Raw genomic sequence first — 15,178 nt, forward strand, 5'->3', positions numbered from 1 at the left:
CACTAAGATTTGGCTAAAGTACATTCTTACAATACTATATTGGATACTACATCAATGCTGTAACAACATGACAACTATATTTCAATGTAGCCGGTCGAGATAATATTATTATATACAAACAGGTGTATAAATATCAATTAGTTTTAAATTCTAGAAGCTAAGTTACCGATACATTTTACTCCGGCTAAAAAAAAGAAAGCCCAAACTTTCGTTTGGGCTCCCCTCTATAATGAAAACGCAGATGTTAACATTGCTCGAAGCTCCATTTCACATAGTTTATATTCTTATCGTCAGCAAGATACTTTTTCTCATAGTATGTCTTGATTGATAAAACATTATCAACCAATTCCGAGTGATACAGATCTGCTGTCTCTTTATATTTCTTGAGTTTCTGTAACTCTATTTGCTCAAGGGTATAGGCATAAAAGCCATCATTATCTGTCTTTAGATTCATCATACCTTCTGGCTTCAAGATGATTTTGTAGCGATCTAAAAATTTAGGTCCGGTCAGACGTTTCTTCTCACGGCTATCCTGCGGCTGTGGATCTGGAAAGGTAATCCAAATTTCATCAATCTCATTTTCGCCAAAGTGCTCAAGAATTGTTTCAATCTGTATCCGTAAGAAGGCTACATTTTTGATACCATCTTCTAATGCAGTTTTTGCACCACGCCAGATACGGTTGCCCTTAAAATCAATACCGATAAAGTTCTTATCCGGAAACATGCGTGCCAAGTTCACCGTATATTCCCCTTTACCACAGGCGAGTTCCAAAACAACCGGGTTCGTATTTCCAAATTGCTTCTCCGCCCATTTTCCTTTATATTCTTTGCCGGCATCGAGCTGGATGACATTCTCAAAAGTCGCTACTTCGGCAAATTTACGTAGTTTATCCTTTCCCATTTTTTAATTAATATCCCGCAAAAATAACCTTATATTTGCAGGAATCAATAACTTATCGTGGAAAAAGACGCTAAAATTTATGTAGCAGGCCATCGAGGAATGGTCGGATCGGCAATATATCGCAAATTAACAGAACTGGGATACAGTAACATCGTGACCCGTACGTCTCAAGAATTAGATCTGCGCAATCAACAGGCAGTTGCTGACTTTTTCAACGAAGAGAAACCTGATTACGTTTTCCTTGCAGCGGCTAAGGTTGGCGGTATTATGGCGAACAACACCTATCGCGCAGATTTCATCTACGAAAATATGGCGATACAGAATAACGTCATTAAGTCCTCCTACGATAATGACGTTACAAAGTTGATGTTTTTAGGTTCAAGCTGCATCTATCCTAAAATGGCGCCACAACCTCTAAACGAAGACTTATTGTTGACAGGCACCTTGGAACCTACCAATGAGCCTTATGCCATCGCCAAAATAGCGGGTATTAAAATGGCGGAAGCTTTCCGTGATCAATATGGCTGTAACTATATATCAGTTATGCCAACTAATCTCTATGGTATCAACGATAATTATCATCCACAAAACTCGCATGTTTTACCAGCCCTGATCCGTAGATTTCACGAAGCAAAGATAAATAACCTTGATGAAGTTGTTATCTGGGGTACCGGTACTCCCCTAAGGGAATTTCTTTTCTCGGATGACCTAGCTGATGCCTGTGTCTTCTTAATGAATAATTATGACGAAAAACAGTTTGTCAATATCGGCATCGGTGAAGATTTAAGCATAAAGGATCTTGCTGAACTCATTAAGGACGTCATTGGATATACCGGCAAAATCTCATTTGATACAAGTAAACCTGACGGAACACCACGTAAGTTAATGGATGTATCTAAATTACATGCATTAGGCTGGAAACATAAAACCAATCTTCGCGAGGGAATTAAATTAGCTTATGCTGACTTCCTGAAAATAGAAGAAGCGGATTCTTAATAGGTCTCGCTATAGGAAGGGATACCATACTCATTGACTTCATCTTTTATTGCAGTCTCACTTTCAATTTGCACACCTTTCTTTTTCTTCTTTTTGGGACGGATAAAGTTAGTGAGCTTACTGATTAAACCACTGATTTTATCCTGATTGATCTGACCGACAGCCCGCTCAGACAACAACAGCATCAGCGCCTTTTTTAGTACGCCTGTGTTCTTCAGAAACAGTCTGTTCATAATAAAAGGAACGCCTATACGCAGGGTTTTTGTCAGCCAATCCGAATCGGGATTATTACTTTTTGCAAATAATTGCTGGACGATGTTTACTCCGGGAATATTATTTTTTAACGAATTGAAAAATCGGATCGGAGCTTCAATCTTATTGTTAAACAAGGTAAATTGTGCTTTCAAGTAAGCTTCCTGTTCGTTTTTAAGCTCTTTCAAACGAGCAATTTCTTCCTTAAGCTCCTTTAAATTGCGTATTTTCGTCTGCTTATTATTCATTTGTAGCCCCTTCTCTATCAAATTTTTCCTTGTTTTTCAATTCTTCTTCCTCTTCTTCAATCTCGTCGTTCCATTTGGCCAAAAAGCGACGAATAGAAAGATCCATAAACTTGGCTTCCAAGGCTGGCTCAAAAATTCGTATGATCACGATAATCACCATAAAAATAGCCGCTGTTGCCAAGAATCCCAATGAATAGCTTCCTAATAGTTCACCTAGCCAAAATCCCAATGCTAAACATAAAAAAAAGACAACAAACAAAGTAAAGATTAATTTGGTCGCGTCTACTACTAGACTAGCAATCAGGCGTGATGAACGCTCGATTGTCTTCAATTTAACAAGCTTAAACTGGGAATCTACGTATTCCTTGGTTTTCTGGAAAGTACCACTAAGTGAAAATTTTTCTTCTTCCATTCATCTTAAATTTATGTAGGCTATCTCAAAAGTCCAATATCAACTTCTTAATTGTCTAAATTCTGTCTTTTGAAATAGCCTATAATGCTATGTATTTCACCAAATCGTCCCAAAGGACAACTTGCACTTTATGCATGCTCGATGATATCATCGTCTACAATCTCCTCGGCCTGATTTAATTTACCTTTTAAGGTGGAGACAATTTTTTCTTTAAATTCATTCAACTGATCGAATTGTTCTTCAGCTCTCTCACGAATAGCATCACTCAAATCGCTTAATGAATCATTGATCTTATCTCTTGTATCTGATCCTTTATCCGGAGCAAATAAAACTCCCAAAGCTGCCCCCGCAGCAAGACCTGCCAACAACGCCAAAGCTACTTTACTTGTGTCATTCATTTCTTTTTCGTTTTAAAGTTCTAATTCTATTATACGATGAATCTAGTCTTCGATAATAATACAATTTATAAAGCAAATCGTTTGCCAAATACCGCATTTTATCCATTATTTACTAGAAACTATCCAATTACAATATAGTCATTTTCCAACAATTCCCTATCGATTTACAATAATTTGCCACAACATTATTATTTATAATTTAATATTTAGTATCTTTAAATCAACCGATTACAAAATTAATGTTGAACAAAACCTATTGTAGTGCCGTCTATGGAATTGAGGCATGTACCATTACCGTTGAGGTCGTAGTTTCTACAGGACTACATTATTATATCGTCGGACTTCCTGACAATGCTGTCAAAGAAAGTCTCAGACGCATTGAAAGTGCCATTACTTCCTGCCAACTTCACATGCCACGCCAGAAAATTGTGGTCAACTTGGCACCAGCTGACATCAGGAAAGAAGGTTCCGGCTATGATTTGTCTATCGCGGTCGGTATACTAGCCTCTTCCGGACAGTTGATAAGCAATCTGTTGGAACATTACCTGATCTTGGGTGAATTATCTTTAGATGGCAGCATAAAACCCGTCAGAGGTGTCTTATCCATCGCCCTACAAGCATTAAATGATGGATTTAAAGGAATCATACTTCCTCAGCAAAATGCGCTGGAAGCCGCCATCGTTACCGGAATTGATGTGATCGCTGTCGAAAACCTCAGCGATGTGGTCCAGTTTCTCAATAATTCGAAAAGTATTGCTCCAACCAGAGTCAACATCCAATCCTTCTTTCACACCGAAACAAATAGATATGATGTTGACTTTTCGGATGTTAGTGGACAGGAAAATATCAAAAGAGCACTGGAAATCGCTGCGGCAGGAGGGCACAATGTCATTCTAATAGGTCCGCCGGGAGCGGGAAAGACCATGCTGGCTAAAAGATTACCAACAATTCTGCCGCCGCTCACCCTCTCCGAATCGCTGGAAACAACCAAAATTCATTCCGTTTCGGGAAATCTCAAAGCGAAAGATGCTTTACTTACGAATCGGCCATTTCGCGCCCCCCACCATACCATCTCTGACGTTGCCATGGTCGGTGGTGGCTCCAATCCGCAACCCGGTGAAATCTCCTTGTCGCATCACGGGGTACTATTTCTGGATGAACTTCCTGAATTTAAACGAAGCGTACTTGAGGTCATGCGACAACCGCTGGAATCCCGAAACATCAACATATCCCGGGCAAAATTATCCATTGATTATCCGGCCAGCTTTATGTTAATAGCAGCAATGAACCCTTGTCCCTGTGGATACTTTAACCATCCCGAAAAGGAATGTATCTGCGGCAGCAATACCGTTCAGCGATATTTAAGTAAAATATCAGGTCCTTTGTTGGATCGCATCGATCTGCATGTAGAAGTCACACCGGTACAATTTGAAGAATTGAGTGGCTCCCGTCCTATTGAAAACAGTCTAATGGTTCGTAATCGTGTCATTCAGACAAGAGCGATCCAGAAAAAAAGATTTGAATCCTACTCCGATATTCATTGTAATGCGCATATGAGCACAAAACTTACCCGAGCTATCTGTCAGATCGGTGAATCGCAAAAGCAACTACTTAAAACAGCCATTGACCGCTTGAATCTTTCTGCAAGAGCTTACGATCGAATATTAAAAGTAGCCCGTACTATTGCAGACATGGAAAATAGCCCTTCGATAGAAAATCACCATCTCGCAGAAGCGATCCAGTATAGGAATTTAGACAAAGAAACCTGGGGTGGAAAATTTTAAAACTGCGCTAAGCAATGTTTGATGACCCAGGGAAAGCAGATAATCGTCAGGATCAATCCGGATAATGCACCATAGAAATGCGCATCATGATTAATCCCGTCCTGCGCCTTTTTGGAAGCCCAGATGCAATACCCTAAAAACAGGAAAGCAAATAAATAAGCCGGCAAACCAATGATAAACATAACCCCTATCTTCGTCCTTGGATCAAAGAGGATATAGCTAAATAACACGGCACAGATAGCACCGGATGCTCCTAAGCTGTAGTATCCATAATTATTTTTTTGCTGAACAATTGTTGGAATGTCACTCAGCACCAGACTACCAAAATAAACGACAGCAAAGAAGAGATGTCCATAAGGGCTGGCCTGTGCCAGTATCATTTCCAATCGAAATGCGAAATAATAAAAAGTGATCATATTGAACAGCAGATGCCCCCAGTCTTTATGGATAAAACCACTAGTCAATATTGTATATACCCGCTGTTTACGAGCGATACTATATGGATGGAGCATTAACTTGCCATAAAGCTGTTCATGAGAAAAGGTATAGATACTCGTGACAAGCGTAAAAAAGAAAATAGCGCTCGCTACGGGAGCCTGTTGTAAGTATAAAGTAAGCATGCCTAAAAACGGTCTTCTAAAAGTAAAACATAAAGTTCTTTAGGGCCATGAGCACCCAGAACTAATCTTTTCTCAATATCAGCTGTCCGCGAAGGACCTGTAATTGTTGAGATCATCGTTGGAATTTCCTGTCCATAACGCTTTTGGATGTATGTCAGAGCATCTTTCACATCCCAAACTAACTGAGAAGCTTTAGCAACAACAATGTGAATCGGAGGATAGATACTCAACCGGCGCCCGGAAGCATTGGCATTGCTGACCATAATACTACCATTACGCGCAATCAACGCTTCACATGAAGTAATACTCGCATTGGCAGACTCGAAGTCTTTCTCCGTTTTGAAAAAAGGGAAACCATAGGGACTCAGCAGATTTTGGATCCCCTGCTCCCAGGCATAGATATTTTTTATATTGTTTACCTCGGTTAAAGCAATCAGATTCTCAATGAGGCCGATCTCACCATCGCAATAAAGAAACTTACCGCCAGCGGCTGTCAGTTCGCGAACAAAAACAAGATCAACCAACTCATCCTCTTCTTTGTAAAGGGGTGTTTCTTTGAAATTAGGATGGGGATTATCGTTCTTTTGAAGTAATGCCTGACGTATGCGTTTTAACATTACCTCCTTCGCTGTCGCGTTCTTCACATTCATGGCTCAATAGCAATATAAATACAGCGCTAGAGTTTTTCTAGCGCTGCAAAATCTAAATTAGTTTAAACTACCTGACGGATTATTGTCCAATCGCCGGTCATCTTTTGAAGTTGCCTCCTCGGGGTGAACATCCAATGGTAAATCGGTCTGTGGTACACCGCCACCGTCAGCCCCGTTGACAAACTCATCATAAGTTGTCTTGGTATCGAAAGGACGCTTACCTAATATCTCTTCAAGATCGGACTGGAAAAGAATTTCTTTTTCCAATAGTTTCTCTGCAATCTTAATCAAACCCTCGCGTTTATCCAATAAGAGTTGTTTTGTACGTGCATAGACATCAGTAATCAGATTACGAACTTCAGCATCAATCAGCTCTGCCGTTTTGTCAGAGTATGGTTTTTGAAAAGAAGCTTCTGAGCTATCACGGAAAGACACATTTCCTACCTTATCATTCATACCATAAATAGCGATCATTGCATAAGAAAGCTGCGTAATACGTTCCAAGTCATTCTGAGCTCCTGTGGAAATTCTACCAAAAGTAATATCTTCTGCTACACGTCCACCCATAGTCATACATAAGCTGTCTACCAGTTGTTCTGTTGTATATAAGAACTGTTCACGAGGAAGATATTGTGCATATCCCAAAGCCGCTACCCCACGGGGAACTATAGAAACTTTAACCAAAGGATCGGCATGTTCTAAAAACCACCCAGCAATGGCGTGCCCTGCCTCGTGATAAGCAACAATACGTTTTTCTTCAGGAGAAATGATTTTATTCTTTTTCTCAAGCCCCCCGATCACACGATCTACGGCATCCTGAAAATCCTGCATATCTATCTCAGATTTGTTTTTACGTGCAGCAATCAGCGCAGCTTCATTACACACATTCGCGATCTCTGCTCCTGCAAAACCCGGTGTCTGTGCTGATAATTTTTTGGCATCTACTTCTGCAGATAACTTCAATGGTTTTAAATGCACTTTAAAAATATGCTCACGACCTATCAAATCTGGTTTATCAATTGAAATCTGACGGTCGAAACGTCCCGGACGCAATAAAGCTGTATCCAATACATCGATACGGTTTGTAGCGGCTAGAATAATAACGCCGGAGTCTGTACCAAAACCGTCCATTTCCACCAACAACTGGTTCAATGTATTTTCACGTTCGTCGTTGCCACCCATCATTGAGTTTTTACCGCGGGCACGACCGATCGCATCGATCTCATCAATGAAGATAATACAAGGGGCTTTCTCTTTGGCTTGCTTGAACAGGTCGCGGACACGTGAAGCACCCACACCGACAAACATCTCCACGAAGTCTGAGCCCGATAAAGAGAAGAAAGGCACCTGTGCTTCGCCCGCAACAGCCTTTGCCAATAACGTTTTACCTGTTCCCGGAGGGCCTACAAGTAATGCTCCTTTCGGAATTTTACCGCCTAGATTCGTGTATTTACGTGGATTTTTCAAGAAATCCACGATTTCCATAACTTCTTGTTTTGCTTCTTCTAAACCTGCAACATCATTAAAGGTGATATTGATTTGTGATTCTTTATCAAATAATTGTGCTTTGGATTTGCCTATATTAAAGATCGCGCCCCCACCGCCACCTGCACCACCGCCCATGCGGCGCATCAAGAAAATCCAGATCGCTGCCAATACCAACAAGGGCAACATAAACGTCACAAACCAGCTCGCCCAAGGATTGGAACGGTCGGCATATTTCAATTGCACTTTAGGTGTTCCCGGAGCCAATTCAGCCTGCGATGCCGCTAATTTCTTCTCCAGAACCTCTGCTGAGGCATCCTTAAAGATGTATTGAGGTCCTGTTTCCTCTTGACCAGCAAGACTGGGAATAGGATCATTACTCTTGGTTACATCTTTAAAACTTGGATTGTCTTTCCAACCTTTTTTTAGATAGACTTCTACCTCGACAAGATCATTTTTCTTATATGCTTCCAGACGCTCAACAGCTCCGGTTTTTAACATGCGTGTTTCAAAATCACTATAGCTAATTTCCTTAGCCGGGTTTTCTCCAAAAACATATTGCAAGGCAAAAAAACCTAAAAACATGGCAATCATAAGCCACACGAAATTGAATTTCGGCGGTTTTGGGCTTACCTTACTACTTGGGATTTTTTTCATTATATCGTAATTATATTTTCTGTATAAACTATTGTATTGAGGCGGTTATTAGGCGCTTTGAAAATGCTGAATCTGCGCATCTCCCCATAAATCCTCAATGCCGTAATGTGCTCTCTTCTCGGTCTTAAAGATATGTACAACCACATCCACAAAATCCAAAATCAACCATTCTCCATTTGATTGTCCTTCTTTATATTGGGGTTCTTGACCAAAAGCTTTATAAACTTCCTCCTCTACACTCTTGGCAATAGCGTTAACCTGAATGTTCGAGTCGGCATGACAAATCACAAAATAATCAGAAACAGAACTGTGAAGATCTCTTAAATCCAAGCGAACAATCTCGTTTGCTTTCTTTTCCTGCATACCGTGAACGATAATTTCTGATAGACGTTGCGACAATTCTGAACTTTTATTTTTACTCATTAAAAAATATGATAGTTTTGACTTAATATTTATTTAATACTTTCAGTTTGCAAAATAACAATATTTCGGGACTTATCATCGGTCAAAATGTAATATATCTTGACAAAGTTGCCTCTACAAACGATTATTTAAGAGAATTATTGTCAAATTTCAAGCCACTCGCAGAGGGTACTGCCATTTTAGCAGAAGAACAGTTTCAAGGAAAAGGACAACGGGGGAGTACCTGGGTCAGCGAACCCGGAAAAAATCTGACCACATCCATTCTTTTAAAACCTCATTTTTTATCCATAGAACAACAGTTTGCACTCTCAGCCTCTGTGGCTATCGCCATGGTAAAGTGGCTTAAAAGCAAAACCGAGCAGCCTGTAACCGTAAAATGGCCCAATGACATTTATGTCGACAGCAAAAAAGTCGCAGGGGTCCTTATTGAAAATAAGTTAAAGGGAAATAAAATTGATGCTTCTATTGTCGGAATAGGAATAAATATCAATCAGGTCAATTTTGACACACCGATAACAATTACTTCCCTAGCTCTTCTTACAAACAAAGCCGATTATGTCATAAAGGACCTGGCCGTCGAGCTTTTTGAAAGTATACAGCAGGAATACAGCAACCTCTTCAACCAATCCTGGCAGCCTATATTGGATCGTTATAATGAGTCCTTATTTTGGAGAGACCAAGAGCGGCCATTTTTGGTCGCGGGAGAAAAAAAAACAGGGGTCATCAAAGCCGTGGGGATCGATGGCCAACTACAAGTGCTTATTGACAACAAACTGCATAAATTCAACATCAAGGAGATAAGCCATCTTATATCCTAATCTTTACACAAAATCCAGATAAGCCATGTTAGAATATGCTAAATTTGTGAAGCGGATAAATTAAACCTTTATCAACTTTAGTTATCAAAGGTGTATATCGAACTGCAATAATTATTTAGGAAAATGAAAAAATTAGTATTGTTAATAACTGTGGTAATTTTCGCAGTTACCGGAGCCTTCGCTCAAATTCACAAACCTGTAAAATGGACTGTAGCCAGTAAAAAACTGAACAACAACGAAGCTGTTGTTTATGTCAAAGGAACAATCCAAAACGGATGGCACATCTATTCGCAGAATATTAAAGATGGCGGACCTATCCCAACCTCATTCAATTTTGCTAAAGCTGCTGACTACGCATTGGTAGGTAAAACTGCTGAACCAAAACCAAAGGTAAAACACGAAGAGGTGTTCAAAATGGATGTTGGTTATTTCACAAATGAAGTAATCTTTCAACAAAAAGTGAAGTTAAATAAAGGTACTGCAACAGTAAAAGGCACCGTAGAATGGCAGGCTTGTGATGCGTCACAATGTCTCCCACCGGACGAATATGCTTTTGCTGTGACAATCAAATAGTAAAAATGATCATACACGGATAAAATAATAAGGCGATTCTCATCGCCTTTTTTTATTTTTGAAACTGACATCAGAAACAGATACGCATGTTAAAAAACACATTTATTCTATTTTTAATTGCTTTTTTCAGTCTTTCGCTGACTACGACAGCTTTTGCATTTCAACAAGACAGTCTAACGAGCACTGAAGGGCTTCAATTTGAATCTTCACCTGACACCACACCAGCAGTGGAAGCTGTACCGGACGACCTGGCTTTTTCAGAGGCTCCGGATACAACGCTGAGTCAGGATAGCAGCAAATTGGACAAAGCAACAACAACTGTTTCTTCTACGGATTCAGATACAGGAAAAAAATCGCTTTGGAGTATTTTTATTGCTGGATTAATCGGTGGTTTTGCTGCACTTTTGATGCCCTGTATCTTCCCGATGCTGCCCCTGACTGTAAGCTACTTCACCAAACAGTCGGGCACCCGTGCAAGCGGCATTAGCAAAGCACTACTCTATGGCCTTTTTATTATTGTGATATACGTGGCTTTGGGGATGATTATCACAATTGCGTTTGGTTCGGATGCGCTGAATGCATTATCGACGAATGGCATATTTAATTTCTTATTTTTTCTATTACTCGTTGTCTTTGCGGCATCTTTTTTTGGGGCTTTCGAAATCACGCTACCAAGCTCTTTTGTCAATAAGATGGATGCCAAATCAGATAAAGGAGGCCTGGTCGGTCTCTTCTTTATGGCTTTCAGCCTTTCACTGGTATCCTTTTCCTGCACAGGACCAATTATTGGCACGCTGCTCGTTGAAGCCGCGTCAAAAGGCGAGCGTTTAGGTCCGGCCATCGGTATGCTGGGTTTTTCCATTGCTTTGGCGATTCCTTTTGGTCTTTTCGCTATGTTTCCTTCGATGTTAAAGTCGTTGCCGAAATCGGGTGGATGGCTCAATTCGGTAAAAGTGGTTCTTGGATTTTTAGAGCTTGCCTTGGCTTTAAAGTTTTTGTCCAACGTAGACTTAGCTTATCACTGGAATTGGTTGGATCGTGAGGTATTCCTATCCTTGTGGATTGCCATATTTGGTCTCATGGGCTTATATCTTATTGGGAAGATCAAGTTTTCACATGATAGTGAACTGAAATTCCTTTCTGTACCGAGAACGCTATTGGCAGTCATCGTATTCTCTTTTGTTGTCTATATGGTTCCTGGTCTATGGGGCGCACCATTGAAATCCATTTCAGCTTTCTTACCGCCTTCTGCAACACAGGACTTTGACCTTTCGGCTGGAGTGACAAGCACGCCAGCTCACAGCGACGGTAAAGTGAAAAAATATGCAGAAATCTTCCATGAGCGCGGTACCCCAAAAGGGTTTGATCCATACTACGATTATGATCAGGCTCTGGAAGCTGCAAAAGAACTAAATAAACCTGTTTTGATCGATTTCACAGGCTGGAACTGTGTGAATTGTCGAAAAATGGAAGCAAATGTATGGACTGATCCGGGCGTAGCCAAATTGTTAAAAGAAGAATTTGTTATGGCGGAACTCTTCGTTGATGATAAAACAGAATTACCCGCCAACGAACAGTTCATTTCCAAATATAGCGGCAAGAAAATTAAAACAATCGGCAATAAAAACAGTGATTTTCAGGCATCGACCTTCAATAGCAATTCACAACCACTATATGTCATTGTCGATGCTTCTGGGACGGTATTGGTACCACAAACTGGTGCAAACTATAATATTGAACAATACAAAGCTTTTTTACAAAGTGGTATTGATGCTTTTAGGGCAAAAAAATAAGCGGCCCATTCTTGAACTGCTTAAATCGTTTGTTTTAATTGTTGACCCTATTATAAAGTTTACATAAAGTTTAATCTTCATTTAGATTAAATGCAGATCAGATGGCTATTATTTAATTGTTTTGAAGTGATTCATCACTTTTAATAACGGAAATATAATTGTATATAAACACAAAAATAGCTAAGTTTGAGTACGTATGAGTAACATTAAAAAAATTGCTGTTTTGACATCTGGAGGAGATGCTCCAGGAATGAATGCTGGTATTCGCGCTGTCGTAAGGGCGGGTATCTATAACAATCTTGAGGTATTTGGTGTACGCAGGGGTTATGATGGTTTGGTCAATGGTGAAATTATTCCCATGGACGCCAAATCTGTGGCCAATATCATACAGCGTGGCGGAACTATCTTAAAAACTGCCCGCAGCGAAGCTTTCAAGACAATAGAAGGACGCAAACAAGCTTATGATAATTTACGCAGCCATGGAATTGACGCAATGGTTGTCATCGGTGGTGACGGAACATTTACAGGCGCATCAAAATTCATTGACGAGTTTGACTTTCCAATTATCGGCCTACCGGGAACGATCGACAATGACCTGGCCGGGACTGATTTTACCATTGGTTATGATACCGCAATAAACACCGTTATTCAGGCTGTAGATAAGATCCGTGACACCGCAGAATCCCATGACCGTGTTTTTGTGATCGAAGTTATGGGACGTGACTCGGGCTTGATCGCCATCCGTTCTGGTATAAGCACCGGTGCGGAAGCTGTATTGGTTCCCGAGTTTGAGGTGGATTACGATACAATCATGAAAAGGCTGGATAAAAGCCGGAAGAATAAATCTTCACGCATTATCATCGTTGCCGAAGGTGATAAAGAAGGTGGAATGGTCGTTTCGGAAAAAATAAAGGAAAATTTCCCGCATTACGATGTAAGGCTTTCTATTTTAGGCCACATCCAACGTGGTGGGAGCCCGACCTGTATGGACCGTGTATTGGCTAGTAGACTTGGTGTTGCCGCAGTAGAAGCACTCGTAGCTGGACGTAGGGGCGAAATGGCCGGACTGATCTGCAGTGAAGTTAGATTCACGCCTTTCAAGAGCGCGATTAAACATAACGTTAAACTTAACGAAGATCTACTTCGTATCATTGAAATACTTTCCTTGTAAGGGAAGTTTTTCTCCATCGGATATATAAAAAAAGAAACGCGCATGATATTTGTGTCATGCGCGTTTCTTTTTTTGACAATACATGCTATCCAAACCGCCTTTATATTATCTTGAAAGCCTATTTCAGTAGTTTATTGAGATATTCTTCATTTACGGCAGGCAATTGAATCGCCTGTCCAGCCTTAGCCATTGAATCCGCAAAATGATTGGTATTTACGATCGCCTGCTCATAGGCTTTGACAACCTCATCGGAAATATATAAAGACTTGGGATCTTTGATATCAACTTTATATTGATTGTCAGCTAAAGACACATGGTGATAGAAGCGATAGGCAGCTGCCTTCAACAGGCCCAGTTCTTTTTGTGACAACTCATCTATCCGCGCGTTTGGCGGTAATGTCACATCTATAAATTCCGTCCCCTTCGCCAGTGCGTCAATGGAATGATCCAAAGGGATTGCACTGAGGGCCTCAAGGTTTACTACGGGTACACCATTTTCTTTCTTCGAATTACAGGCAACAGCAAAAATAGCCAAGACCATTGCCAATATCAGTTTTTTTTTCATTTTATGTTATTCTGAGTGCACTTCACTCTGTTCAATCTCCACGAACTCCTGCGTAAATGATCCGCCGCACCAGGATTGGTCGGAAGAAGTAATTTTTTAAAGCTGAGTTCATCCTCAGGAGATAACTAAAAGATCAATAGCTGGTTCTAACAAAAAACACCTATTTAAAATCCATCAACAAAGATAAGACTTTAAGTAGGTGTTTCGTATTTCAGTACCGGGCTGAAAGAACAGCCTATTTTAATAGCTCTGCCAACTTAGCTTCCAAAGCTTCTCCTCTCAGATTTGAAGCGACGATTTTACCCGACGGATCAATTAAGAAGTTCTGTGGAATTCCACGTACTTCGTACAATTTCACGGGAGCAGATTTCCAGCCCTGTAAATCGGACACATGTGGCCATTGTTGCAAATTATCATCATGAATTGCTTTCATCCAAGCATCTTTTTTCCCTGGATTGTCCAAGGAGACACCAAACACAGTAAAGCCTTTATCTTTAAATTTATTAAATGCGGCAACAACGTTCGGGTTTTCGTGACGACAAGGTCCACACCAGCTCGCCCAAAAATCCAACAATACGTATTTTCCGCGAAGTGAAGATAAAGAGACATTATTACCTGTAGTATCCGGTAATGTAAAATCAGGAGCTACTGAACCTATGGCAACAGCTTTCAATTTCTGAATACGTTCTGCCAGTTCTTTACCTTTTTCAGAATTTTTTAATTCTGGAGACAACTTATCATAAGAAGCTACATATTCGTTCACATTTTCGCCACTCACGTTTTCGGCAAGCAGATCCAATGTATACCAGCTTTTTGGATTCTTATTGATAAATTCGGCGTCTGCCTTTTCCATTTTTTCGGAAATCTCACCAGCTTGTTTTTGCAAACCTTCAATAAATTTCGGGTCTTGTTTTTGAGTTTCAGACGCCGCATAATATTGTTGATTCAATGCCTCAAATTGATCTGCATATGGTTTTACAAAAGCTTTGTATTGTGTAAAATCATCATTGATAGCTGTACCAGTGATGACAGCATCTTTAAATCCCTTGGAGGCATCTACTTTGATCACACCTTTGGACAAATACAATTGCGAAGTTTCAGGTTGCTTTTGAGCACCTCTTAGTTCTCCAAAGGAAAGCCCTTCGGGAGAATAGATCATGACACCTTTCGTAGGAGAAGCTACCTGACCGTTGAATTTAAACTCACCTTTCACTACTGCTGCCGAATCTAGCTGACGTGTACCATTATTAGCGTACTGCATAAATACTTTAGCTTTGTCAGAAGCAGCACTGACTTTTCCTGTAACTGTATAGCTTTCTTGTGCCATCAATAAGGCTGGTAAAAAGCTTAAACCCATTAATAATCCCTTTTTCATAATTATATACTTGCCATAAATGTAAAACATTTATGTTGCACTAACATGCCATTTAAC

At 40.3% G+C, this 15,178-nt stretch carries 16 protein-coding genes; 6 read left to right on the forward strand and 10 right to left on the reverse strand.

Translation table 11 applies throughout. The features are described 5' to 3' along the window. Positions 1-244: 244 nt before the first annotated feature. Positions 245-901 (reverse strand): tRNA (guanosine(46)-N7)-methyltransferase TrmB, encoded by a 657-nt coding sequence (trmB, locus tag ABTV71_RS27240; RefSeq protein WP_433901714.1) that lies wholly within the window; start codon positions 899-901, stop codon positions 245-247. 57 nt (positions 902-958) lie between these two features. Between trmB and fcl the strand changes: the two genes are divergently transcribed. Beyond that, positions 959-1,897: a GDP-L-fucose synthase gene (gene fcl / locus ABTV71_RS27245; protein ID WP_433901715.1), complete on the forward strand. Its 939-nt coding sequence runs from the start codon at positions 959-961 to the stop codon at positions 1,895-1,897. Here the strand turns inward: fcl and ABTV71_RS27250 are convergent. From ABTV71_RS27250 to ABTV71_RS27260, 3 genes are all read right to left on the reverse strand, one after another. Then, entirely contained in the window at positions 1,894-2,397 is a 504-nt protein-coding gene (locus tag ABTV71_RS27250) for a hypothetical protein (protein ID WP_433901716.1), read from the reverse strand. The two genes, fcl and ABTV71_RS27250, sit on opposite strands and share 4 nt — an antisense overlap. Continuing rightward, on the reverse strand, positions 2,390-2,809 hold the full coding sequence (locus ABTV71_RS27255) for a hypothetical protein (RefSeq protein WP_121120998.1): 420 nt from the start codon (positions 2,807-2,809) through the stop codon (positions 2,390-2,392). The genes ABTV71_RS27250 and ABTV71_RS27255 overlap by 8 nt, the downstream gene beginning before the upstream one ends. Before the next feature lie 128 nt (positions 2,810-2,937). Further along, positions 2,938-3,207 (reverse strand): YtxH domain-containing protein, encoded by a 270-nt coding sequence (locus ABTV71_RS27260; RefSeq protein WP_104383581.1) that lies wholly within the window; start codon positions 3,205-3,207, stop codon positions 2,938-2,940. A gap of 239 nt (positions 3,208-3,446) precedes the next feature. Between ABTV71_RS27260 and ABTV71_RS27265 the strand changes: the two genes are divergently transcribed. Next, on the forward strand, positions 3,447-4,991 hold the full coding sequence (locus ABTV71_RS27265) for a YifB family Mg chelatase-like AAA ATPase (RefSeq protein ID WP_433901717.1): 1,545 nt from the start codon (positions 3,447-3,449) through the stop codon (positions 4,989-4,991). Here ABTV71_RS27265 and ABTV71_RS27270 read toward each other — a convergent pair. From ABTV71_RS27270 to rsfS, 4 genes are read right to left on the reverse strand one after another with little or no spacing between them, the layout of a single operon-like run. After that, on the reverse strand, positions 4,988-5,611 hold the full coding sequence (locus tag ABTV71_RS27270) for a rhomboid family intramembrane serine protease (RefSeq protein ID WP_121121002.1): 624 nt from the start codon (positions 5,609-5,611) through the stop codon (positions 4,988-4,990). The two genes, ABTV71_RS27265 and ABTV71_RS27270, sit on opposite strands and share 4 nt — an antisense overlap. A gap of 2 nt (positions 5,612-5,613) precedes the next feature. Next, the gene (locus ABTV71_RS27275) at positions 5,614-6,261 is read right to left on the reverse strand and encodes a LutC/YkgG family protein (RefSeq protein WP_121121004.1); all 648 of its coding nucleotides are present in this window, start codon (positions 6,259-6,261) and stop codon (positions 5,614-5,616) included. A 57-nt stretch (positions 6,262-6,318) separates the two neighbouring features. Further along, positions 6,319-8,403: an ATP-dependent zinc metalloprotease FtsH gene (gene ftsH, locus ABTV71_RS27280; RefSeq protein ID WP_121121006.1), complete on the reverse strand. Its 2,085-nt coding sequence runs from the start codon at positions 8,401-8,403 to the stop codon at positions 6,319-6,321. 48 nt (positions 8,404-8,451) lie between these two features. Beyond that, the gene (gene rsfS, locus ABTV71_RS27285; RefSeq protein ID WP_077437259.1) at positions 8,452-8,826 is read right to left on the reverse strand and encodes a ribosome silencing factor; all 375 of its coding nucleotides are present in this window, start codon (positions 8,824-8,826) and stop codon (positions 8,452-8,454) included. Positions 8,827-8,873: 47 nt separating this feature from the next. Between rsfS and ABTV71_RS27290 the strand changes: the two genes are divergently transcribed. The 4 genes from ABTV71_RS27290 (at position 8,874) to pfkA (ending at position 13,181) form a co-directional block, all read left to right on the forward strand. Then, positions 8,874-9,644, forward strand: coding sequence for a biotin--[acetyl-CoA-carboxylase] ligase (locus tag ABTV71_RS27290; protein ID WP_433901718.1), 771 nt, complete (start codon positions 8,874-8,876; stop codon positions 9,642-9,644). Positions 9,645-9,767: 123 nt separating this feature from the next. Continuing rightward, positions 9,768-10,217 carry a protein-disulfide reductase DsbD N-terminal domain-containing protein gene (locus ABTV71_RS27295; protein WP_108634657.1) on the forward strand — a complete coding sequence of 150 codons (450 nt, stop codon included), beginning with the start codon at positions 9,768-9,770 and terminating at the stop codon, positions 10,215-10,217. 86 nt (positions 10,218-10,303) lie between these two features. Continuing rightward, positions 10,304-12,010: a protein-disulfide reductase DsbD family protein gene (locus ABTV71_RS27300; protein WP_433901719.1), complete on the forward strand. Its 1,707-nt coding sequence runs from the start codon at positions 10,304-10,306 to the stop codon at positions 12,008-12,010. Between the two features lie 196 nt (positions 12,011-12,206). Beyond that, positions 12,207-13,181 carry a 6-phosphofructokinase gene (gene pfkA / locus ABTV71_RS27305; RefSeq protein ID WP_121121012.1) on the forward strand — a complete coding sequence of 325 codons (975 nt, stop codon included), beginning with the start codon at positions 12,207-12,209 and terminating at the stop codon, positions 13,179-13,181. Between the two features lie 118 nt (positions 13,182-13,299). Here the strand turns inward: pfkA and ABTV71_RS27310 are convergent, their stop codons facing one another. Next, a complete protein-coding gene (locus ABTV71_RS27310) occupies positions 13,300-13,746 on the reverse strand; it encodes a hypothetical protein (protein ID WP_433901720.1) in 447 nt (148 codons plus the stop codon). 235 nt (positions 13,747-13,981) lie between these two features. After that, a complete protein-coding gene (locus ABTV71_RS27315; protein WP_121121277.1) occupies positions 13,982-15,121 on the reverse strand; it encodes a TlpA disulfide reductase family protein in 1,140 nt (379 codons plus the stop codon). Positions 15,122-15,178: the final 57 nt, after the last annotated feature.

The organism is Sphingobacterium puteale, from assembly GCF_050986225.1.
Taxonomy (GTDB): Bacteria; Bacteroidota; Bacteroidia; order Sphingobacteriales; family Sphingobacteriaceae; genus Sphingobacterium; species Sphingobacterium puteale.